Annotated in this window: 20 protein-coding genes and 2 riboswitches; of the genes, 7 read left to right on the top strand and 13 right to left on the bottom strand. The window is 66.8% G+C overall.

Annotation, left to right across the window (positions count from 1 at the left end):
• The first annotated feature begins 11 nt into the window (after positions 1-11).
• Complete coding sequence (locus tag R5H30_RS10565) at positions 12-647, top strand: TetR family transcriptional regulator C-terminal domain-containing protein (RefSeq protein ID WP_318328253.1); 636 nt, start codon at positions 12-14, stop codon at positions 645-647.
• A gap of 107 nt (positions 648-754) precedes the next feature.
• A complete protein-coding gene (locus R5H30_RS10560; protein ID WP_318328252.1) occupies positions 755-1,303 on the top strand; it encodes a hypothetical protein in 549 nt (182 codons plus the stop codon).
• A 5-nt stretch (positions 1,304-1,308) separates the two neighbouring features.
• On the opposite strand, the gene preA is transcribed toward R5H30_RS10560, so the two are convergent.
• From preA to R5H30_RS10545, 3 genes are read right to left on the bottom strand one after another with little or no spacing between them, the layout of a single operon-like run.
• Positions 1,309-2,610 carry an NAD-dependent dihydropyrimidine dehydrogenase subunit PreA gene (gene preA, locus R5H30_RS10555; protein WP_318328251.1) on the bottom strand — a complete coding sequence of 434 codons (1,302 nt, stop codon included), beginning with the start codon at positions 2,608-2,610 and terminating at the stop codon, positions 1,309-1,311.
• A gap of 17 nt (positions 2,611-2,627) precedes the next feature.
• Positions 2,628-3,452, bottom strand: a complete 825-nt coding sequence (locus R5H30_RS10550) for a class I SAM-dependent methyltransferase (protein ID WP_318328250.1) — start codon at positions 3,450-3,452, stop codon at positions 2,628-2,630.
• Positions 3,453-3,488: 36 nt separating this feature from the next.
• Positions 3,489-4,811: an NAD(P)-dependent oxidoreductase gene (locus R5H30_RS10545; protein ID WP_318328249.1), complete on the bottom strand. Its 1,323-nt coding sequence runs from the start codon at positions 4,809-4,811 to the stop codon at positions 3,489-3,491.
• A gap of 450 nt (positions 4,812-5,261) precedes the next feature.
• On the opposite strand from R5H30_RS10545, the gene R5H30_RS10540 reads away from it, so the two are divergent.
• Complete coding sequence (locus R5H30_RS10540; protein WP_318328248.1) at positions 5,262-5,468, top strand: cold-shock protein; 207 nt, start codon at positions 5,262-5,264, stop codon at positions 5,466-5,468.
• A 72-nt stretch (positions 5,469-5,540) separates the two neighbouring features.
• Here R5H30_RS10540 and R5H30_RS10535 read toward each other — a convergent pair whose 3' ends face one another.
• Together R5H30_RS10535 and R5H30_RS10530 are read right to left on the bottom strand one after the other, a co-directional pair.
• On the bottom strand, positions 5,541-6,158 hold the full coding sequence (locus R5H30_RS10535; RefSeq protein WP_318328247.1) for an SOS response-associated peptidase: 618 nt from the start codon (positions 6,156-6,158) through the stop codon (positions 5,541-5,543).
• A gap of 4 nt (positions 6,159-6,162) precedes the next feature.
• Complete coding sequence (locus R5H30_RS10530) at positions 6,163-6,807, bottom strand: arylesterase (RefSeq protein ID WP_318328246.1); 645 nt, start codon at positions 6,805-6,807, stop codon at positions 6,163-6,165.
• 50 nt (positions 6,808-6,857) lie between these two features.
• On the opposite strand from R5H30_RS10530, the gene R5H30_RS10525 reads away from it, so the two are divergent.
• A complete protein-coding gene (locus tag R5H30_RS10525) occupies positions 6,858-7,550 on the top strand; it encodes an ABC transporter ATP-binding protein (protein ID WP_318328245.1) in 693 nt (230 codons plus the stop codon).
• Entirely contained in the window at positions 7,547-10,075 is a 2,529-nt protein-coding gene (locus R5H30_RS10520; protein WP_318328244.1) for an ABC transporter permease, read from the top strand. Before R5H30_RS10525 ends, R5H30_RS10520 begins: the two co-directional genes overlap by 4 nt.
• Before the next feature lie 94 nt (positions 10,076-10,169).
• On the opposite strand, the gene gcvP is transcribed toward R5H30_RS10520, so the two are convergent.
• The 3 genes from gcvP to gcvT form a co-directional block, all read right to left on the bottom strand.
• Positions 10,170-13,013, bottom strand: coding sequence for an aminomethyl-transferring glycine dehydrogenase (gene gcvP, locus R5H30_RS10515; protein WP_318328243.1), 2,844 nt, complete (start codon positions 13,011-13,013; stop codon positions 10,170-10,172).
• Between the two features lie 67 nt (positions 13,014-13,080).
• On the bottom strand, positions 13,081-13,440 hold the full coding sequence (gene gcvH / locus R5H30_RS10510; protein ID WP_318328242.1) for a glycine cleavage system protein GcvH: 360 nt from the start codon (positions 13,438-13,440) through the stop codon (positions 13,081-13,083).
• 20 nt (positions 13,441-13,460) lie between these two features.
• A complete protein-coding gene (gene gcvT, locus R5H30_RS10505) occupies positions 13,461-14,585 on the bottom strand; it encodes a glycine cleavage system aminomethyltransferase GcvT (RefSeq protein ID WP_318328241.1) in 1,125 nt (374 codons plus the stop codon).
• 74 nt (positions 14,586-14,659) lie between these two features.
• A riboswitch (glycine riboswitch) is annotated at positions 14,660-14,737 on the bottom strand.
• Positions 14,738-14,828, bottom strand: a riboswitch (glycine riboswitch).
• A 77-nt stretch (positions 14,829-14,905) separates the two neighbouring features.
• On the opposite strand from gcvT, the gene R5H30_RS10500 reads away from it, so the two are divergent.
• Complete coding sequence (locus R5H30_RS10500) at positions 14,906-15,517, top strand: gamma-glutamylcyclotransferase family protein (RefSeq protein ID WP_318328240.1); 612 nt, start codon at positions 14,906-14,908, stop codon at positions 15,515-15,517.
• Positions 15,518-15,595: 78 nt separating this feature from the next.
• Here R5H30_RS10500 and gltX read toward each other — a convergent pair whose 3' ends face one another.
• Positions 15,596-16,921, bottom strand: a complete 1,326-nt coding sequence (gltX, locus tag R5H30_RS10495; RefSeq protein ID WP_318328239.1) for a glutamate--tRNA ligase — start codon at positions 16,919-16,921, stop codon at positions 15,596-15,598.
• 58 nt (positions 16,922-16,979) lie between these two features.
• Positions 16,980-17,387, bottom strand: coding sequence for a DUF1801 domain-containing protein (locus R5H30_RS10490; protein WP_318328238.1), 408 nt, complete (start codon positions 17,385-17,387; stop codon positions 16,980-16,982).
• Positions 17,388-17,511: 124 nt separating this feature from the next.
• On the opposite strand from R5H30_RS10490, the gene R5H30_RS10485 reads away from it, so the two are divergent.
• A complete protein-coding gene (locus R5H30_RS10485) occupies positions 17,512-18,441 on the top strand; it encodes an MBL fold metallo-hydrolase (RefSeq protein WP_318328237.1) in 930 nt (309 codons plus the stop codon).
• 45 nt (positions 18,442-18,486) lie between these two features.
• Here the strand turns inward: R5H30_RS10485 and R5H30_RS10480 are convergent, their stop codons facing one another.
• From R5H30_RS10480 to R5H30_RS10470, 3 genes are all read right to left on the bottom strand, one after another.
• Positions 18,487-19,290, bottom strand: a complete 804-nt coding sequence (locus R5H30_RS10480) for a CE1 family esterase (RefSeq protein ID WP_318328236.1) — start codon at positions 19,288-19,290, stop codon at positions 18,487-18,489.
• Positions 19,291-19,358: 68 nt separating this feature from the next.
• Entirely contained in the window at positions 19,359-20,582 is a 1,224-nt protein-coding gene (locus R5H30_RS10475) for a urate hydroxylase PuuD (RefSeq protein ID WP_318328235.1), read from the bottom strand.
• A 64-nt stretch (positions 20,583-20,646) separates the two neighbouring features.
• Positions 20,647-21,996: a uracil-xanthine permease family protein gene (locus R5H30_RS10470; RefSeq protein ID WP_318328234.1), complete on the bottom strand. Its 1,350-nt coding sequence runs from the start codon at positions 21,994-21,996 to the stop codon at positions 20,647-20,649.
• Positions 21,997-22,016: the final 20 nt, after the last annotated feature.

The following is a 22,016-nucleotide window of genomic DNA, read 5'->3' as shown; positions in this document are numbered from 1 at the left end:
AGATTTGCCCGATGCCTGACGGCGCCGCCAAGAAACCCAGCCGAATCCAGACCCGCAACCGCCGCCGGATCCTCGATGCCGCCCTTGAAGTGTTCTCGCGCCACGGCTACCGTGGCGCCACGCTCGACCAGATCGCGGCCGAGGCCGGGCTGAGCAAGCCGAACATCCTCTACTACTTCGACGGCAAGGAAGAGATCCACGTCACGCTGCTGAACCGCCTGATGGACACCTGGCTCGATCCTTTGCGCGCCCTCGACCCGGATGGCGATCCGCTGCCCGAGATCCTGGAGTACGTCCGGCGCAAGGTCGGCATGGCCCGCGACCTGCCGCGCGAGAGCCGGCTCTTCGCGGGCGAGATCATCCAGGGCGCACCGCGTATCCGCCCGCATCTCGAAGCCGGGCTGAGGCCGCTTTTCGACGAGAAATGCGCGCTGATCGGACGCTGGATGGATGCGGGCCACCTGCGCCCGGTCGACCCGCGCCACCTTGTCTTCTCGATCTGGGCGACGACGCAGCACTATGCCGATTTCTCGGCCCAGGTCGGCGTGCTGCTGGCCGATACCGACGCGGCGGACGCGGATGCCGAGCAATACCTCGTCACGCTGTTCACGCGCCTTCTCGAACCCGCGAACCCGCAGAGCCGTTAACCTCGTGGCGCGATTCCGCACCGCCTTAAGCCCGCGTTAGGATTTACCGGTCCTAAATGATTGGACGGTGGTGGGCACCGACGTGATCGAGTGGAGTGGAGGGGTCGATGACCGCAATTTCCCTTTTGAATCCCTACGCGCCGCAGCCAGTTGCGGCACCAGGTTTTGACGGACCGCCGAACGCCCTGCAGGCGCCGGCGCCGATTGGCAAGTCGCTTGGCAGCGACGGCCCCGGCACCTCGACCGGGCAGTCCGGCTCGGGCGCCGGCAACGGAACCCGCGACGGCGGCTCGGACCGGCTGGCGATGCGCATGTCGCGCGAGAAGGCCTCGGTGGTGCCGCAACGACCGACCCCGAAATCGGTGGTCGATGCGCAGGCCCGGTCGGAGCATGTCGGCGAGATGCGTCGGCAGGTCGCCGAATCCCGCGAGAAGGCCCGCACCGAAGCGGCACAGAACGACGCCGTGAAGGTCGAGCGCAAGCGCGCGGAGGCCAGCGCGGCCCGTGTCGCCGCGCTCGAAGATCAGCTGGCGTCGGCGCAGGAAGCCAAGGCCGAGGCCCGCGCCAGTGCCGAACGCGCGGCCGAGCGCAAGGCGCAGTTCCCCGCGCCCAACCCGCTGCCGACCGCCCCGATCCTGAAGACCGAGGACGGCTGAACGCCCTATTCCGCGGCCTTGGCCATCGGGTTGTTCGGGTGCGTCGTCCAGTTGGCGTAGTCCGGCTCGACCGTCCGGCCGGTCCGCGGGTCGATCTCGCCCGGGCTCATCGGCACCATGTCGATGCAGCCTTCGACCGGGCAGACGTTGACGCAGAGGTTGCAGGCCACGCATTCCTCATCGATCACGGTGAAGGTGCGGTCCTCGGACATCGCGATCGCCTGATGCGAGGTGTCCTCGCAGGCGGCATAGCAGCGCCCGCAGGAAATGCAGAGGTCCTGGTCGATCCGCGCCTTGGCGACGTAGTTGAGGTTGAGCTGCGCCCAGTCGGTCACGTTCGGCACCGCCCGCCCGACCAGTTCGTCGACCGAGGCGAAGCCCTTCTCATCCATGTACTCGCCCAAGCCCGAGATCATCTCCTTCACGATCCGGAACCCGTAGGTCATGGCCGCCGTGCAGACCTGCACGTTGCCCGCACCCAGCGCCATGAACTCGGCGGCGTCGCGCCATGTGGTGATGCCGCCGATGCCCGAGATCGGCATGTCCGACAGGTCCGGCGACCGCGCGATCTCGGCCACCATGTTGAGCGCGATTGGCTTGACCGCCGGCCCGCAATAACCGCCATGCGCGCCCTTGCCGTCGATCGTGGGCTCGGGCGCGAAGAGATCGAGATCGACCGAGGTGATCGAGTTGATGGTGTTGATCAGCGATACCGCATCGGCCCCGCCACGCTTGGCCGCCTCGGCGGGCTTGCGGATGTCGGTGATGTTGGGCGTGAGCTTGACGATGACCGGCATGCGGGTGTTGGCCTTGGCCCAGCGCGTGACCATCTCGATGTATTCCGGAACCTGACCCACGGCCGATCCCATGCCGCGTTCCGACATGCCGTGCGGACAGCCGAAGTTCAGTTCGACACCGTCCGCGCCGGTGTCCTCGACCTGCGCCAGGATCTGCTGCCAGGGCGCTTCCTCGCAAGGCACCATCAGCGACACGATCAGCGCCCGGTCCGGATAGTCGCGTTTGACCGCCTTGATCTCGTCGAGGTTCACCTGCAACGGACGGTCGGTAATCAGCTCGATGTTGTTGAGCCCCATCAGGCGGCGGTCGGCCCCGAAGACGGCGCCATAGCGCGGGCCGTTCACGTTCACGATATGCGGGTCGAGCCCCAGCGTCTTCCAGACCACGCCGCCCCAGCCGGCCTCGAAGGCGCGGCGGACGTTGTATTCCTTGTCCGTCGGCGGCGCGGAGGCCAGCCAGAACGGGTTAGGCGACTTGATACCGACGAATTCCGAGCGAAGATCTGCCATTTTTCTCTCCCGACGGGCTAAGTGCCCTTCCTGAAAACCATTTCAACGGGCTGGATCGCGCCCGCGTTGACCGCTGCCACCATGTTGGCCACCTTTTGCGGCGCGGTGTCTCCCATCAGCACCGGTAGCCCGACGGCGGGGCCGCTGCCGCTTGCCATGCGCGCCTGCATCTCGGCGAAGAAGCTTTTCGCGACCTCGCCCCGGTCGGCGCGATGCGCGAGCGTGAAGCCTGCGGCGCGCGCCGCGTCGAGGTACGTGTCCGGCGTCTCGAGAAACGAGGCCACGGGTGTCGCGGCCCAGGGCAAGGGAAACTCCGGGTGTGTCCCGAAGCGCATGACGTCATAGACCGCGAAGGTGCCGCCGGGCGCGAGAACGCGCGCGGCTTCCGCAAAGAGCCTCGGCTTGTCAGGCAGGTTCATCCCGACGTGGATCAGCGTCGCCACATCGAAGCTGTCGGGTTCGAACGGCAGGTCGAGCGCGCTGCCCTCTACGAACCTCACCTCCAGTCCAACCGCTTGGGTCAGCCGCGCCGCGGTGTCGACGTATGCCGGCGTCAGGTCGACGCCCGTCACGGTGGCGTCGTAGCGCGCGGCCATGAAACGCGCGGGGCCACCGATGCCCGACCCGATGTCCAGCACCGGTGTTCCCGGCCCGATGTTGAGTGGATCGAGCAGCACCTCGGTCGCCTTGACGCCGCCGATGTGAAACTCGTCCACCGCCTTGAGATGCTCTGCGGACAACTGGTCGCGCGGGACGCCCGCCGCTTCGAGCATGGACAGCAGGCGTTCGAAGAGACCGTCCTGCCCGTAATGCTCTTGGATGTCATGGTCCGGCCCGCTCATCGCCTCTCTTCCCTCCGGATGGCTCAGCCTAGCACGTCAGCGCATCAGCGCGGAATGGATCGCCATCGCGGCATCGCGCCCCTCGGCAACGGCCGTCACGGTCAGGTCGTCCCCTCCGAGCGCGCAGTCACCGCCGGCCCAGACCCCGGGCAGCGACGTCGCCCCAGTGGCGTCCACCTTGATCTTGCCGCGCTCCAGCTCCGGCAGGCCGTCGCCCTCCAGCGTCTGACCGATGGCCTTGAAGACCTGGTCAGCGGCAAGCCTCAGCGTCTCGCCGGTGGGCTGCATGGCATCGTCGACGTAGTCGAATTCGATCTCGCGCACCGCGCCATTGCCGATCACAGCTTTCGGCACCGCGTGGGTGACGATGCGGACCCCTTTCGAGGCGGCCAGGTCCTGTTCAAAGCGGCTGGCGTTCATCCGCTCGCGACCGCGCCGGTAGACCAGCGTGACGTTCAGCGCGCCCAGCAGCTTGGCCTGCACGGCCGCATCCACGGCCGTCATGCCGCCGCCGATCACGACCACGTCACGCCCAACGGGCAGGTTCGCGAGGTCCGAGGCCTGCCGCAACTCGGCAATGAAGGACACAGCGTCACCCACGCCCGCGCGATCCTCGCCCTCGGCGCCCAGAGCGTTCACGCCACCAAGGCCCATGCCGAGAAAGACGGCATCGAACTCGGACCGAAGCGCCTCGAGTGTCACGTCGCGGCCAAGGGCGCTTGCGCTATGGATCTCGATGCCCCCGATCTGCAGCAGCCAGTCGACTTCCGCCTGGGCGAACCCGTCCGGGGTCTTGTAGGCGGCAATACCGTACTCGTTGAGCCCGCCCGGCTTCGGCCGCGCGTCGTGGACCGTGACGTCGTGGCCCAGCATCGCCAGCCGGTGCGCACAGGCCAGCCCTGCCGGCCCCGCGCCGACGACGGCGACGCGCTTTCCGGTCGGCGCGGCCCGCGTGAACGGGTGCGTCCCCTGCTCTTGCAGGTGATCGGTCGCGTAGCGTTGAAGCTGTCCGATGAGAACCGGCTTGCCCTCGGCCACTTCACGCACGCAGGCCTCCTCGCACAGGGTCTCGGTCGGGCAGACCCGGGCGCACATGCCGCCCATGATGTTCTGGGTCAGGATCGTCTTTGCCGCCGCGTCAGGCGTACCGGTGGCGATCTGGCGAATGAAGAGCGGAATGTCGATATCGGTGGGACAGGCGGTCACGCAAGGCGCGTCGTGGCAGAAATAGCACCGGTCCGCGGCAACGAGCGCCTCGTGCGCGTCGAGCGGTGGATGAAGATCGGCAAACCCCTCCGAAAGAGCCTGCGATTCGATTCGTCCGGCCACGATTCCCGGCGTGAACTGGTCCTGCGCCATGCCATTTCCCTGTTGATAAGTCTTGTTTGGTGAAAACGCTCTCACGGTTTCATTTTTTTATCAACTGGTAAAATTCTTGTGGAAGCCGGGAATCGCGTGCAGCGCAGGACGTGCCTTAATTCTCGGCGCAACGGCCGTGTCCCGGCCGATTTCGGTGCGCGGAACCATGGATTGGGGCCCCAACCGCGTTCCGACGTCCAAGGGATATGTAGTTTGACATAGGCGTCTCGCCGCTTGCCCCGCGTAATCGGCATTGGCACAACGCAGGCGGGAATCGGCGTGGCGGGCGCGTCATCAGAAATTTACTTGCGCGCAGGCGCGTTCGGTCCATCATGGGTTGCGCATGGAAGTCCGATCGATCGCTGGACGCCAGAATTCAGACCTCGATTTGCTCTTGCAAGGCCAGGGTTGCCGCATCCAGCGGGCAACGCGCATTGGGAGATCGCCAAAATGGTTACTGGAACCGTCAAGTGGTTCAATCCGAACAAGGGGTACGGCTTCGTCGCTCCGGATGGAGGAGGCAAGGACATCTTCGTCCACATCTCCGCCGTCGAGCGTGCCGGTCTTAGCGGGCTGACCGACAACCAGAAGGTTAATTTCGAGATCGAGTCGGGCCGCGACGGCCGCGAAAGCGTCGGCAACATCGAACTGCGCTGACCGGATCGGTCGCTCCGCACTCCCGGATCATGCGGGCGGCGCTGCTGGCGTCGCCCGTTTTGCATCCGCAGCTCAGGGCGCATTCCAGTCGACATCGTCTGCGGCATCCACCCGCAGGGTCCCGTCGGGCCACGGGCGCATCAGTGGGCGGACCTCCTCAGGGCTCCCCGAAAGCCATGTCGGGATATCTGCGACCCGCAGCAGAACACCCATGCGGTGATGGATGTCGCGCACGTCGGCGGAGGGTTCGCAGGTCACCGGAGCGACCTGCATCACCTGCTGTCCGCCCGGCGCGGACCAAGTGTCCGTTATCGCGGCGAAGAACAGGAACGGGTCGGACTTGGACCGGATCGCCCAGGCCGTCTTGCGCCGTTTCTCTCCGGTCCATTCGTACCAGCCGTTCACCGGCACGACCGCCCGCCCGGTACCTTCGAAGGCAGTCTTGTCGAACACGGTTTCCGAGCGTGCGTTCACGATGGTTTCCATCACCGGGCGGCCGCGCGCGTTCACGCGGCCCACCGGGATGATCCCCCAGCGCCGCCGCGCCAGCCCGTCACCGTCGAGCGTCACGATCTCCTGACCCGGAGCGATGTTGGACCGTGGCGACTCGTCAGCGACCGTTGAGGGATCGGCGCCAAGCGTTGCAGCAAGCTCGGCGATCGGAGAGGTCAGGAAAAACCGACCCGGCACCGCGTCAGTCCTGCAGTCGCGCCACGAGGTCGAGCACCGCCGGTCCCATCGCCTCGACGATACGCGATACCCCTTCGGCGCCGGGATGAATGCCATCCGGCTGCATCAGGGCCCGGACCGAGGCCGGATCGCCGTTCTCGACCCCGAGACCCTCGAAGAAATCGGCAAACAGCAGCGCGTCGTAGGTCTCGGCAAGCTCGGGGTACATCGCGTCGAAATCCCGCTTGTAATCAGGCCCGTAGTTGCCCGGCGCCTGCATGCCGACCAGAAGAACCTCGACATCGGCCTCGGACGCCGCGGCCAGGATGCCGTCGAGGTTCGCGCGACTGGTCGTCGGCTGCACGCCGCGCAGCATGTCGTTCCCGCCCAGCGCCACGATCATGCCGTCGACCTCGGGCGTCAGGGTCCAGTCGACCCGGGCCAGCCCGCCCGCCGTGGTATCGCCGGAGACGCCGGCGTTGAGCAGCCGGACATCGGCTCCGTTCGCGTCGAGCCAGGCCTGAAGCTGCGGCACGAACCCCTGCCCCTCGTTCAGCCCGTAGCCCTGGGTCAGGCTGTCGCCCAGCGCCGCGATGACCACCTCTTCCGCCGCCACGGCCGAAGCCGAAAGCCAGAAAACCGTGACAAAACTGCCGATTGCCTTGCGCATGACGCACCAAACTCCATATCCAACGGAAACCCAAGATAAGGTTGCGCTGTATGTCCGATCCAGTCCTCTCGCTCAGAAATGCGGCTTTGTCGCTGGATGGCAATGCCGGGCGGGTCGACATCCTGCACGGAATCTCGCTTGAAGTTGCCCGTAGCGAGACACTGGGGCTGATCGGACCATCGGGCTCCGGAAAGTCCTCGCTCTTGATGCTGATGGGCGGCCTCGAACGCGCGACCGGCGGCGAGATCACGGCGCTGGGTCGCGATCTCACGGCGATGAACGAGGATGCGCTCGCCCGTTTCCGCCGCGCGCACATGGGGGTCGTCTTCCAGTCATTTTATCTGATCCCGACCATGACGGCGCTTGAAAACGTGGCGACGCCGCTGGAACTTGCCGGCGCGCGTGACGCCTTCGACCAAGCGCAGTCCGAACTCGAAGCGGTGGGTCTCGCCCACCGGGCCGGACACTACCCCTCGCAGCTCTCGGGTGGCGAGCAGCAGCGCGTGGCGCTCGCCCGCGCCTCGGCGCCGCGGCCCGAGATCCTGCTTGCGGACGAACCCACCGGCAACCTCGACGGCGCCAACGGGGCCGCCATCATGGACCTGCTCTTCGGGTTGCGCGACCGCCACGGGGCGACACTGGTCCTGGTCACGCATTCGCGCAGCCTTGCCGCGCGCTGCGACCGGGTCATCCGGCTTGCCGACGGCCGGGTCGTCGAACCGGAACGGGCCGCCGCGGAATGAGCCTGCGTCTGGCGGCGACATTCGCCCGGCGAGAGCTGCGCGGCGGCTTGCGCGGGTTCCGTATCTTTTTGGCCTGCCTTGCGCTGGGCGTGGCGGCAATCGCGGCAGTGGGCACGGTCCGCACGAGCATCGAGACGGGGCTGGCCCGCGAAGGGGCCGCCCTGCTCGGCGGTGACGCCGAAGTCGACATCACCTACCGCTACGCGAACGACGAGGAGCTGGCCTGGATGCAGGCCAATTCCATCGCCATGTCCGGCATCGTCGAGTTCCGCTCGATGGCGGTGGTGGGTGACGGCGACAGCGCCGAGCGTGGTCTTACGCAGATCAAGGGGGTCGACGACGCCTATCCCCTGATCGGATCGGTCGAACTCGACCCGCCGATGCCACTTGGCGAGGCGCTGGCGGAGGCCGACGGCGTTCCCGGCGCGGTCATGGAACGCGTGCTCGCCGACCGATTGGGGCTTGCTGCGGGCGACAGTTTCCGGCTCGGCGTCAAGGACTACCGCCTCTCGGCGATCCTCGTGCGCGAACCCGACAGCGCGGCCGGCGGATTCAGCCTCGGCCCGCGCACCATCCTGCGCACCGATGCCCTGGAAGGCTCGACGCTGCTTGACGCGGGCGCGATGTTCGACACCGACTACCGGCTGATGCTCCCTGAAGACGCCGATCTCGACGCGCTCGAGGCGGACCTGCAGGCGCGGTTCGCCGATGCCGGCCTGCGCTGGCGCGACAGTCGCAACGGCGCGCCCGGCGTGCAGCGGTTCGTAGAGCGCCTTGGCGCCTTCCTGGTGCTCGTCGGTCTGTCGGGCCTCGCGGTGGGCGGAGTCGGCGTCTCGGCCGCGGTGCGCGCCTACCTCGCCGGCAAGACCGGCGTCATCGCGACGCTGCGCACGCTGGGGGCGGACCGGGCGACGATTTTCCAGACCTACTTTCTACAGATCGGCGCCCTGTCGCTCTTGGGTATTGCCCTGGGCCTCGTGCTGGGCGGCGGAATTCCCGTGCTGCTATCCCCGCTGATCGAGGCCCGCCTGCCGGTGCCGTCCGAATTCGCCTTCTACCCGCGCCCTCTGGGCGAAGCGGCGCTCTACGGTCTGTTGACGGCCTTCCTCTTCACGCTCTGGCCGCTAGCGCGCGCCGAAGACATCCGCGCCGCGGCCCTCTTTCGCGATGCGTTGGGCACCGGCCGGTTGCTGCCGGCACCGCGCTACCTCGCGGCGGCGGCGCTGGCGCTGGCGCTTCTGGTAGGCTTCGCGGGGCTGTTCTCGGGCACCTGGCGCCTGACGCTCTGGATGGCTGGCGGAATCGCCGGCGCGCTCGCGCTGCTGGTCGCGGCTTCCCTGCTGGTGCGCTGGCTCTCGCGCCGCGGCGCACGGGCCGCGCGCGGACATCCGCGCCTGCGCTGGGCACTCGCGGCGATCTCCGGACCGCGCGAGGGCACCACCTCGGTCGTCCTCTCGCTCGGGCTGGGCCTCGCCGTGCTCGCCGCCATCGGTCAGATTGACGGCAACTTGCGCACTACCATCCAGGGCAACCTGCCGGACGTGGCGCCCTCCTATTTCTTCGTCGACATCCAGCAGGACCAGATGGACGGGTACACGGAGCGCCTGACCTCGGACCCCGCCGTGCGCCGCGTCCAGTCCGCGCCGATGATGCGCGGCGTCATCACCCAGATCAACGGCCAGCCTGCCCGCGAGGTCGCCGGCGATCACTGGGTGGTGCGCGGCGACCGCGGCATCACGTACGCCGGCGATCTGCCCGAGGACAGTTTCCTGACCGAAGGCGACTGGTGGCCGACGGACTACGACGGCCCGCCGCTCATCAGCTTCGCTGCCGAAGAGGGCGAGGAACTGGGCCTCGAGATCGGCGACACCCTTACCGTGAACGTCCTCGGGCGCGACATCACCGGAACCATCGCCAGCTTCCGCGAGGTCGACTTCTCGACCGCCGGCATCGGCTTCGTGCTGACCATGAACCCCGCGGCGGTGGCCGGTGCGCCGCATACCTTCATCTCGACCGTCTATGCCGAGCCCGAGGCGGAGGCCCGCATCCTGCGCGATCTCGCCAACCGCTATCCCAACATCACCGCAATCCGCGTCCGAGACGCCATAGACCGTGTCGCTGAGGTGCTGTCGGGCATCGCCGCCGCCACGTCCTATGGTGCCGCCGCAACCCTGTTGACGGGGTTTCTGGTGCTGATCGGTGCCGCCGCTGCGGGCACCGGGGCACGCACCTTTGAGGCGGCGATCCTGCGCACTCTGGGCGCCGAGCGACGCATGATCTTTCTCAGCTTCACCCTGCGCGCGGCACTTCTGGGCCTCTGCGCCGGCCTCGTCGCATTGGCGGCAGGCATCGCCGGAGGATGGGCAGTCAGCCGCTTCGTGATGGAGACCGATTACGCCGTGATGTGGCCTTCGGCCCTCGGCATCGTTGCAGGTGGCATTCTCGCGACGCTCGTCGCGGGCATCGCTTTTGCCTGGGGCCCGATCAACGCCCGCCCGGCGCGCGTGCTGCGCGCCCGCGAATGACTTCATGCCTCCGGCGGGGATATTTGGAAACCAGAGAGGGACACGCAATCAATTCTCTGGTTCACAAGTATCCCCGCCGGAGGCATGAAAGTTCCTACTCCGCGGCCTCGGCGTAGTCGGTGAGCGGCGGGCAGGTGCAGACCAGGTGACGGTCGCCATAGACGTTGTCCACCCGATTCACAGGCGGCCAGTACTTGTCCACCCGGAAGGCCCCCGGCGGAAAGCAGCCCTGTTCACGCCCATAGGGACGATCCCACTCGCCGACGAGATCCTCGACGGTATGTGGTGCGTTCTTAAGCGGGTTGTTGGTGCCATCCATTTCGCCGGTCTCGATCGCTCGGATCTCGTCGCGGATCGCCAGCATAGCATCGCAGAACCGGTCGAGTTCGGCCTTGGTCTCGCTTTCCGTAGGTTCCACCATCAGCGTGCCGGCCACCGGCCAGCTCATCGTGGGCGCGTGGAAGCCGCAGTCGATCAGGCGTTTGGCGATATCCTCGACGGTCACCCCGACGCTGTCGGCGAAAGGCCGCACGTCGATGATGCACTCGTGCGCCACGCGTCCCGACGGACCCTTGTAGAGCACCTCGAAGGCACCGGAGAGGCGCTTTGCGATGTAGTTGGCGTTCAGGATCGCGACCCGCGTCGCCTGGGTCAGTCCGTCGCCGCCCATCATCAGGCAATAGGCCCAGCTGATCGGCAGCAGCGAAGGCGAGCCGAAAGGCGCGGCGGACACCGCCCCGGACCCGCCGTTCGGATGACCCGGCAGGTGTGGAACGAGATGCGCCTTGACGCCGATCGGTCCCATGCCGGGTCCGCCGCCGCCGTGCGGAATGCAGAAGGTCTTGTGCAGGTTGAGGTGGCTCACGTCCCCGCCGAGATCGCCGGGCCGAGACAGGCCGACCATGGCATTCATGTTGGCCCCGTCGATGTAGACCTGGCCGCCGTGTTCGTGGGTGATGCGCGTGACCTCGGTCACCGTCTCCTCGAAAACGCCATGCGTCGAGGGATAGGTGATCATGCAACCGGCGAGGTTCTCGCTGTGCTGCTCGGCCTTGGCGCGAAAATCGTCGAGGTCGATGTCGCCGTTGGCGGCCGACTTCACGACAACGACCTTCCAACCCACCATCTGAGCCGAGGCCGGGTTCGTGCCGTGCGCGCTGACCGGGATCAGGCAGACGTTGCGATGCCCCTGCCCCTGCGCCGCGTGGTACCCGGCGATGGTCAGCAGGCCAGCGTACTCGCCCTGCGCGCCGGAATTCGGCTGCATCGAGATCGCGTCATACCCGGTGATCTGGCAAAGCTTGTCGCTGAGATCGTCGATCAGTTCGCGGTAGCCTTGCGCCTGGTCGTCCGGTGCGAAGGGATGGATCAGCGAGAACTCGCGCCAACTCACCGGCATCATCTCGGCCGCGGAATTGAGCTTCATCGTGCACGAGCCAAGCGGGATCATCGCCCGGTCGAGCGCGAGGTCGCGGTCGGCGAGCCGGCGCATGTAGCGCATCATCTCGGTCTCGGCGCGGTTCATGTGAAAGATCGGATGGGTCAGGTAGTCCGACGTGCGCAGCATCTCGTCTGGGAAGCGGTATTCGGCCGTGAAATCGGTGTCCTGCCGAACGATTCCGAAGGCGCGCCAGACCGCCTCGATCGTCGCCGGACGCGTCCGTTCGTCGAGCGAGATGCCGACGCGCGTCTCGCCCACCCGGCGCAGGTTGATGCCCTCGTCGACGGCCGATTTCATTACCGCCGCCTGCAGCGGGCCCACATCCACCGTGATGGTGTCGAAAAACGCCTGCGGGTCGACCTTGAAGCCCGCAGCCTCGAGTCCCTTGGCAAGCCGCACCGTCTTGCGATGGATGCGCTGCGCAATGGCCTTGAGCCCTTCCGGGCCGTGGAACACCGCGTACATCGACGCCATGACCGCCAACAGCGCCTGCGCCGTGCAGACGTTCGAGGTCGCCTTTTCGCGCCGGATGTGCTGTTCGCGGGTCTGCAAGGACAACCGGTAGGCCCGGTTGCCATGAGCGTCGACCGACACCCCGACGATCCGGCCCGGCATGGCGCGCTTCAGGGCGTCGCGACAGGCCATATAGGCAGCGTGCGGCCCGCCATAGCCCTCCGGCACGCCGAAGCGCTGGCTCGAGCCCACCGCGATATCGGCCCCCATCGCACCCGGCTCCTTCAGGAGGGTCAGCGCCAGCGGGTCCGCCGACACGATGCCCAGCGCGCCGGCCGCATGCAGTGCCTCGATCTGCGGCGTGAAATCGTTCACGTGCCCGTAGGTGCCGGGGTACTGGAAGATCGCGCCGAAGACCTTCTCGGCCTCGAGCTTGGCCGGGTTGCCCAAGATCACCTCGATCCCCAGCGGCTCGGCCCGGGTCCGCATCACGGCGATGTTCTGCGGATGGCAGTCGCGGTCGACGAAAAACGCCTTGGCCTTCGACTTCGCCACGCGCTGCGCCATGGTCATCGCCTCGGCGCAGGCCGTCGCCTCGTCGAGCAGCGAGGCGTTGGCGATCTCGAGCCCAGTGAGGTCCGAGATCATGGTCTGGAAGTTCAGCAGCGCCTCGAGCCGGCCCTGGCTGATCTCGGGCTGGTAGGGCGTGTAGGCGGTGTACCAGGCCGGGTTCTCCAGGATGTTGCGCTGGATCGCCGGCGGGGTGACCGTGCCGTGGTAGCCCTGCCCGATCAGCGAGGTCAGCACGCGGTTCTTCGATGCGGTGATCCGCATGTGTTCGAGCACCTCGCGCTCGGACTTGGCACGACCGAACTCCAGCGGCGCGTCCTGCCGGATGCCTTTCGGCAACGTGTCGTCGATCAGCGCATCCAGGCTGTCGGCACCCACGACGTCCAGCATCTCGGCCATCTCCGACGGCGAGGGGCCGATGTGACGCCGGTTGGCGAAATCGTAAGGCAGGTATTCGGTCGGCTTGAACGCCATGGCTCGGCTCCTCATGCGGATCGGCGGTGGTAACGTGAGACGCGCCCGCGCGGGGCGCGTGGGAGGGTCAGGCGATGAATTTCTGGTAGGCCGCCTCGTCCATGAACTCCTCGAGCTGCGAGGGATCGCTGATCTTCATCTTGAAGAACCATGCCTCGCCCTGAGGATCGTCGTTCACCATGCCGGGGTTGTCCGCCAGCGCCGAGTTCACCTCGGTGATCTCACCATCGACCGGCGCGAGAATATCCGACGCCGCCTTGACGCTTTCGATCACGACGACCTCGTCGTCCTTGCTGACCATGGTGCCCTCGTCGGGCAGCTCCACGAACACCACGTCGCCCAGTTGCTCGGCCGCGTGGATGGTGATGCCCACCACCATCTCGTCGCCATCCTCGCGCAGCCATTCGTGTTCCTCGGTGAATTTCATTCCCGCTTCCTCTCTGTTGTCTATCTCTTGAACCGTGCCGGAACGAAGGGGAGCGGTGCGACTTCGACGGCAAGCCGCTTGCCGCGTAGCTCGCCCCACAGCACCGTGCCGGTGCTGGCATGATCGCCCGCGACATAGCCCATCGCCACCGGACCGCCAACCGTGGGGCCGAAGCCGCCCGAGGTCACGCGCCCGACCGGTTCGGCTGCCGTCTCCGAGGCAAAAAGTTCCACGCCCTCGCGCATCGGCGCGCGCCCTTGCGGACGCAGCCCGACCCGCCTGCGGTCCGGCGTCTCCCCAAATGCCGACAGGATCGTCTCGGCGCCCGGAAAGCCGCCGGCGCGGTCTCCGCTCGTGCGCCGCGCCTTCTGGATCGCCCAGCCGAGATCGGCCTCCACCGGGGACGTGCCGGCGTCGATATCGTTCCCGTAAAGGCAGAGCCCGGCCTCGAGCCGCAGCGAATCGCGCGCGCCAAGCCCGATCGGCGCGACGCTCTCGTGATCGAGCAGCTTGCGCGCAAGCTCCGAGGCCTGCGCCGCGGGCACCGAGATTTCGAACCCGTCCTCGCCGGTATACCCCGAGCGCGAGGCCCAGACCGCGATGCCGCCAAGCTCGAGGTCGCGGATGTCCATGAAGCGCATCCCGGCGGCACGCGGGTCCATCGCCTCGACCACCGCGCCGGCTTCGGGACCTTGCAGCGCGATCAGCGCGCGATCCTCCAGCACGTCGACCGAGACGTCAGGCGCCAGAGCCGCCTTCATGCGCGCCACGTCCGCCGCCTTGCAGGCCGCGTTCACGACAACGAACAGGTCATCGCCGCGCCGTGCGAACATCAGGTCATCCTCGATCCCGCCGTCCGCGTTCGTGAAGAACCCGTAGCGCTGGCGTGCGTCCTTCAGGCCCGACACGTCCTGCGGCACCAGCGTCTCGAAGCCCCGCGCCACCGCCTCCCAGGAGGTGCCGCGCAGGATGACCTGGCCCATGTGGCTGACGTCGAAAAGACCCGCCTGCGCCCGGCAATGCAGGTGTTCCTGCATCACGCCGGCCGGGTACTGGACCGGCATCTCGTATCCCGCGAAGGGCACCATCTTGGCGCCGAGCGCGACGTGCAGATCGTGCAGCGGGGTTCTTTCGAGGTCGCTCATACGGTCTCCTTCATCGCCGGATGTGCGCGTTGCGCGAAAACCGGCACCACGAACCCCGCCCGATGCGGCGTCCCGATGCCCCCCCTGTCCTGTCGCCTGAGATCGTTATCCCTTCGGCGGGCGCATCGCGGCGCCACTCTCCAGAGTCTTCGCAGCCCGTCACGGTCCCTTGGGCCTGAGAGTTTCCGGGGCGGTTGCTCCTTCGGCACTGACATCCTGCGCCAGTTCTCCCGTGACGGATGCCTATTTCCTAGCCACCGGCCCCCGCCCGCGTCAAGCGCCCTTGTGGGCCCGGCCCCGGAATGGTTGAGTGCGCCGCGATGAGCATCGAGATGACGACAGAGCGACCGCATTACTTCTTCGGCTACGGCTCGCTGGTGAACCGCGCCACCCATGACTACCCGGACGCGCGGCCCGCGACGTTGCAGGGCTGGCGCCGGGCCTGGGTCGGCACGCCGGGCTACCGCACGGTCCTGCTCACCGGCGTGCGCGCCCCCGGGCACAGCATCGACGGGCTGATCGCCGCTGTTCCGGGCGGCGACTGGCAGGCGCTCGACATGCGCGAGAAGGGCTATGCCCGCCTGCCCACCGGGGACAATGTCCGCCACGACCTCGCGGACCCGGTCGACATCGCCGTCTACGCGGTCGACCCGCAGGTGTTCTCCATAGGCGACGGCCGCTGCATCCTGATGAGCTATCTCGACGTCGTGGTCCAGGGCTTCCTGCGGGTCTTCGGCGAGGACGGCGTGCAGGACTTCTTCGACACCACCGACAATTGGAGCACGCCGATCCTCGACGATCGGGCCGCCCCGCTCTACCCGCGCCACCAGAAGCTCACGACCGCCGAAGCCGCGCTGGTCGACCGTCACCTCGACCGCATCGGCGCCGAGTTCCGCCAGGACTTCCAGGACAGCTTCCCGGACCGCTACTGAGCCCAGTCCCGATCCTCTCTGGTTCACAAATATCCCCGCCGGAGGCTTCCGCAGGCGGCGACAGGCAGAACGCCCGGATCAGCCGCGCGCCCTGACCACCCGCAGAAGCGGCATCAGCGCCGCCATCTCCGGTCCGCGTTCCTGCCCCGTCACCGCCTTGCGCAGCGGCATGAAGAGCGCCTTGCCCTTGCGCCCGGTCTTGTCCTTCACCGCCGCGGTCCAGGTCGACCAGGTGCCGGTGTCATAAGGCGCGTCCGGCAACAGCGCCATCGCCTCGGCGACGAAGTCGCGATCCTCGGGATCGACCAACGGCTCGGCGCCGTCCTGCATCAGCCGCCACCAGCCCTCGAGATCTCCGAGCGTCGCGATGTTCTCGCGGGTGACCTCCCAGAACGCCGCCCGCTCGGCCTCGGGCACGCCCAGCGCCGCGATCCGCTCGGCAACCGCCTCGAGCGGCAGCCCGGCAAGGTAGCGCCCGGTCAGCGGGAACAGATCGCGCTCGTCGAACTTCGTCGGCGCCGAACCGAAATGCGAGATGTCGAACCCCTCGATCAGCTCGGCCATTTCGGTGCGCAGCTCGACCGGATCGCTCGAACCGAGCCGCGCCATCAGCGACAACAGCGCCATCGGCTCCACGCCTTGCGCACGCAGGTCGCGCAGGGCCAGCGTTCCGAGGCGTTTCGACAGCGCCTCGCCCTGCGGACCGGTCAGCAACGAGTGATGCGCGAAGGCGGGGGGCGTTCCGCCCAGCGCTTCGATGATCTGGATCTGCGTCGCGGTGTTGGTCACGTGGTCCGAGCCGCGCACGATGTCGGTGACACCCATTTCCATGTCGTCGACCACCGAGGCCAGCGTGTAGAGCACCTGCCCGTCGCCCCGGATCAGAACCGGGTCCGAGACGCTGGCCGCGTCGATCGAAATCGGCCCGAGGATGCCGTCGGTCCACTCGATGCGCTCGCGATCGAGCTTGAAGCGCCAGACCCCGTCACCGCGCTCGGCGCGCAGCCGGTCCTTCTCGACCTCGCTCAGATCCAGCGCGGCGCGGTCGTACACCGGGGGCCGGCCCATGTTGAGCTGCTTCTTGCGCTTGAGGTCGAGCTCGGTCGGCGTCTCGAAAGCCTCGTAGAACCGGCCCTTGGCGCGCAGATCGTCGGCCGCGGCGGCGTAGCGGTCGAGCCGCAACGACTGTCGCTCCACCCGGTCCCAGTGCAGGCCCAGCCACTCTAGGTCCTGCTTGATCCCGTCGACGTATTCCTCCTTCGACCGCTCCGGGTCGGTGTCGTCGATGCGCAGGATGAAAGTGCCGCCCGCCTTCCGCGCGATGAGGTAGTTCATCAGCGCGGTGCGCAGGTTTCCGATGTGGATGTAGCCCGTGGGCGAGGGGGCGAAACGCGTGGTGGTCATGGCGGTCTCCTGTTGCGCGCTCCACTGTCACAGCACCGCGGGTTTGTCCAGCAAGCGCTCAGGTCGGACGCACCGGCCAGCGCCGCCCGAGATCTGCGAGACCGGCCTGTATGAGCTCTTTGAGGACGTCGAGATCCGCGTCCTCGAGCTTGTTGAGATAAAGGCAGGACTTGCCCTTGGCATGTTTCCCGAGCCGGGCAAGGATCTCCCCGAAATCCGCGTAGCCCGGCATGATGTAGATCGAGAGCCTGGCTTTCCGCGGCGCGAAGCCCGTCGCGAACCACGTTCCGGACCGACCGGACGCATAGGTATAGTCGTACCGACCATATCCCAGCATACCGCCAGACCAGAGCTCGGGATTCCAGCCTGTCGCACGCCGGAAAAGGGCGTCGAGCACCGATGCCTCGCGGCGCCGCCGCTCGGTTTCGATCCCGGCCAGGAACCCGGCCACGTCCGCCTCTGACATGCCTCACCTCTCGCAGGAGTGATATGCGTTACGGTCATTTCGTTTGGCGGCGGCCCGCCGCGCCCTAACACTCTACAGCGATGATCGCTTTCGGGCGATCACGAACACCAAAAGGAGGTTCCCGATGTCCAACACCCGCTTGCTGACCCGCCGCGCCGCACTGGCCGGAGCCGCTGCGATGCCCCTTGCCGGCGGACTTGCCGGCACCGTATTTGCCGGCGCCCCGATGTCCGGCGTGCAGGTCGCCCCGTTTCGGCGCTTGAAGGTCGGCGAGTTCGACGTGACCACGCTGCTTGCCGGAACCCGCGCGGTCCCGGACCCGCACACGATCTTCGGGCTGAACGTGGACGCCGAGACCTTTGCCGAAGCCTCGCAGGACGCCAACATCCCGACCGACCAGGCGCAGTTCTTCTTCACGCCGACGATCGTCAACACCGGGTCGGAGCTGGTGCTTTTCGATACCGGCCTCTCGGCCGAGGGTACGCGCGCTGCAATCGAAGCCGCCGGCTACACGACCGACCAGGTCGATGTCGTGGTGCTGACCCACATGCACGGCGACCACATCGGCGGCATGACGCACGAGGACGGGACCCCGACCTATTCCAACGCGCGCTACGTGACGGGCCAGGCGGAATACGACCACTGGGCGGCTGCCGGCAACGAGGGCTTCGACGCCAAGGTCAAACCCTTCGCCGAGCAGTTCACCTTCCTCGAGGACGAAGGCGAGGTCGCGGGAGGGCTCACGGCAATCGCCGCATTCGGACACACGCCCGGCCACTGCTGCTACCGGGTCGAGTCCGGCGACCAGCAACTGGTGATCGGGGCCGATTTCGCCAACCACTACGTCTGGTCCGTCGCCCATCCCGACTGGGAAGTGAAGTTCGACATGGACAAGGCCAGGGCCGCCGAGACCCGCCGGCGCCTGCTCGACATGATGGCAACCGACAAGCTGCCCTTCATCGGCTACCACATGCCCTGGCCGGGCGTCGGCTACGTCGAAACTTCGGGTGATGGATTCGCCTATGTTCCGCACAGCTACCAGCTAATGCTCTGAACGTGGCGAGGGCGGGCTTTGGCCCGCCCTGACGGATGCGCGGGGCTAGAGCTTCCCGGCCTTTTCGAAGGTTTCCCAGGCGAAGGCCACGAACTCGGTTCGGAACGAGTGGCCGCCCGCAAACAGGCAGAAATCGAGGATCTCGCCCTCGGGGTTGCGCTTCATGGTGCAGCGCAAACCTCCGGATTCCGCCTCGTCCACGGCGTCAAACCCTCCGAAGTCCGCATACATCTCCAACGCGTCCGAGACCTTGCCTTGCCGCGTTTCGAGAATCGGACGTCCATCCAGCGGCACGGTGCTGTCGTCGTCGCCGTGGATATGCAGAATACTGGCGACGGGCGCTTCGCAACTCTCGGGCGGGCCAAGCCAGAACGTGCCGGAGATCGGTGCGAAGGCCGCGAAGCGGTCGCTGAGATTGCAGGCAAGGTTCCAGGTCATCATACCGCCGGCGGAGAAGCCGGTCATCATGACCCGGTCGGCATCGATCGGAAACCGCTCTGCGGCATCGTCGAGCATTTCGGCAAAATATGTAAACTCGACCGATCCGTCGCTGTCCATATTGCGCGGCGCATTGGGGATGTTCCAGTCGTTCTCGCCCGCGTCGGCCGCGATCAGGGCCAGACCCATGTTTGAAACAGCCCGCCGCAACGAGCCGTTGCGCATCACCCCGGCCGCCGAACCGCGATAGCCGTGTGCGAAGACCACCGCGCCGACCGGTGTTGCGCCATCGTGGTTCTCCGGCATTGCGATCCGGTAAGTGCGGTTGTCGATGACGCAATCGCTGTCGGGCCCGCAGGCCAGCGCAGGAGCGGCAAAAATCGAGATCGTCAGGGCGGCGAGCCAGCGCATGTCCGAACCCTGCCCGCGTGTCGCAGGGGCCTCAAATCACAAATGCGTAGACGGGCGCGTGCGCCGGATTATCCGCCCGTTGCGCCTTCATACCAGGCAACGATCGCCGCGCGTTCACCCTCCTGCATCATGGCGAGGTTGGCCGGCGGCATGGCATGGCTCAGCCCCGATTGCAGGTAGATCGCCCGGGCGTTTCGGGTGATCTGGTAGGCGTTGTCGAGCCGAACGCCCTTGGGCGCCCAGTGCAGCCCCTCCCAGACCGGCTCGGCGGCGTGGCACATGCTGCACCGCCCCATGACGATGTCGTGAACCTCAGGGTAGCCCTCAGCCTGAGCAAAGCGCAGGCCGGCGCCCTGCGCCTCTTCGCGGTCGGCGCCGGTCACGTTCGCAGCGGTCGAGAGCCACATGATCACGACGAAGATCACCGCCGTCGCCGCCCAGGTCCAGTGCGGGTTGCCCGCGCGCGCATGCATCGAGTTGAAGTAATGCCGGATCGTGACGCCCATCAGGAAGACGAGGCTGGCGATCAGCCAGTTGTACTCGCTGGCGAAAGACAGCGGGTAGTGGTTCGACAGCATCAGGAAGATGACCGGCAGCGTGAGGTAATTGTTGTGCGTGCTGCGTTGCTTGGCGATCTTGCCGTATTTCGCGTCTGGTACACGCCCCGCGATCAGGTCGGCGACGACGATCTTCTGGTTCGGGATAATTGTCAGGAAGACATTGGCGCTCATGATCGTCGCGGTAAATGCGCCGAGGTGCAAAAGCGCCGCGCGTCCGGAAAAGACCGAGGTGTAGAACCACGCCATGCCGACAAGGATCACGAAGAGCAGAACCATCAGCCGGGTATTGTCCTCGCCGAAGCGGCTCTTGCAGAGCCAGTCATAGGCGAGCCAGCCGAAGCCGAGCGAGGCCAGCGAGATCAGGATCGCCTGCCAGGCGGCGAGGTCGGCCACCGCCGGGTCGACGAGGTAGAAGTTCGCCCCGAGATAATAGACCAGCATCAATAGGGCGAAGCCCGAGAGCCACGTGGCGTAGCTTTCCCATTTGAACCAGACCAGGTCGCCCGGCATCTGGTCGGGTGCCACGAGGTACTTCTGGATGTGATAGAAGCCACCGCCATGCACCTGCCATTCCTCGCCGTCCGCGCCCGAGGCGAGGTTGCGGTCGCGGTGCAGACCGAGGTCGAGCGCGATGAAGTAGAAGGACGACCCGATCCAGGCAATCGCCGTGATGACGTGCAGCCAGCGCACGGCGAATTCGATCCAGGCGGCCATCGCGGTCAGGTCGTACATCGGGTCTTCCTCGGGTCTTCGGTCGTAAGGCGGGTCGAAACCCGCCTTACCTCTTGCCGCGCGATCAGTCGATATCCTCCGGTAACACGAGGTTGAGGATGATCGACAGCGCCGCCGCCGGCAGCAGGCCACTGGTCAGAAGGATCTGGGCCGTCCGGCCAAGATGCTGCAGCGCCGTGGGTTCGAGTTGCAACCCGAAGCCGACCGAGAGCGAGATCGCGAGGATCACCATGTTGCGCCGGTTCCAGCGCACTTCCGACAGCATGTTGATGCCCGCGGCACTGACCATGCCGAACATGATGATGACACCGCCACCGAGCACGTTGATCGGCACAGTGGCGACGATGGCACCCACCTTCGGGATCAGCCCGCAAAGGATCAGGAACAGCGCGCCGATGGTCACGACATGGCGGCTCATCACGCCGGTGATCGAGATCAGCCCGACGTTCTGGCTGAAGGAGGTATTGGGCAACCCGCCGAAGACGCCGGACACCGCCGTGCCGAGACCGTCGGCAAAGGTCGCGCCGCTGATCTCGCGGTCGGTGGCCTCGCGGCCCGCGCCCCCCTTGGCGATGCCGCTGACGTCGCCGACCGTCTCGATGGCGCTGATCACGGCCATGAAGCACATGCCGAGAATGATCGCGGTGTTGAACTCGGTGCCCCAGCGGAACGGCATCGGCGGTGCGAAAGCCGCCGCATTGCCGACATTGCCGAAATTGACCTGTCCCATCAGCAGGGCCACGACGTAGCCCGCGATCAGGCCAAGCAGCACGGCCGAGACCGACATCAGCCCGCGGGTGAAGAACTTGATGCAAAGCGTCACGACGATGACCACGAGCGCCGGGAACCACATGGCGAAGGTGCCGAAATCGTCGGTGCCGAGTTTCGGAACGCCGCCCGCGGCGTACTGGATGCCGACCCGGATCAGCGACAGCCCGATCATCAGCACGATCAGGCCCGTGACCAGCGGCGGCAGCGCAAAGCGCAGTCGACCGACGAAAAAGCCGAGGCAGAAGTGGAAGATGCCGCCGATCACCACGCCGGTCATGAGCCCGGCGAGCCCCGCGACGCCCTGCCCCGCCACCGCCGGGATCATCACCGGCAGAAAGGCAAAGCTGGTGCCTTGCACGATGGGCAGGCGCGCACCGACGGGACCCAGGCCGATGGTCTGGAAAAGCGTGGCGATGCCGGCGAACAGCATCGACATCTGGATCATGTAGATCATCATCGGGAAATCGGGCGAATCCGACCCGAAGCCGAAGCCCGCGGCCCCCGCGACGATGATGGCCGGCGTCACGTTCGAGGCGAACATCGCCAGGACATGCTGGATTCCCAGTGGCACCGCCTTGGCAAGCGGCGGCGTGTAGTTCGGATCGCGCAATTGCTCGGGCGTTCCGATGGCGTGGCTGGTCATTGTCCCCGTTCCTTCTGTCC

Source organism: Roseobacter sp. FCG-D35 (assembly GCF_033436665.1).
In the GTDB taxonomy this organism is placed as follows: domain Bacteria; phylum Pseudomonadota; class Alphaproteobacteria; order Rhodobacterales; family Rhodobacteraceae; genus JAWQFO01.
The sequence above is the reverse complement of the archived record's forward strand: the minus strand, read 5'-3'. Positions and strand labels throughout refer to the sequence as shown.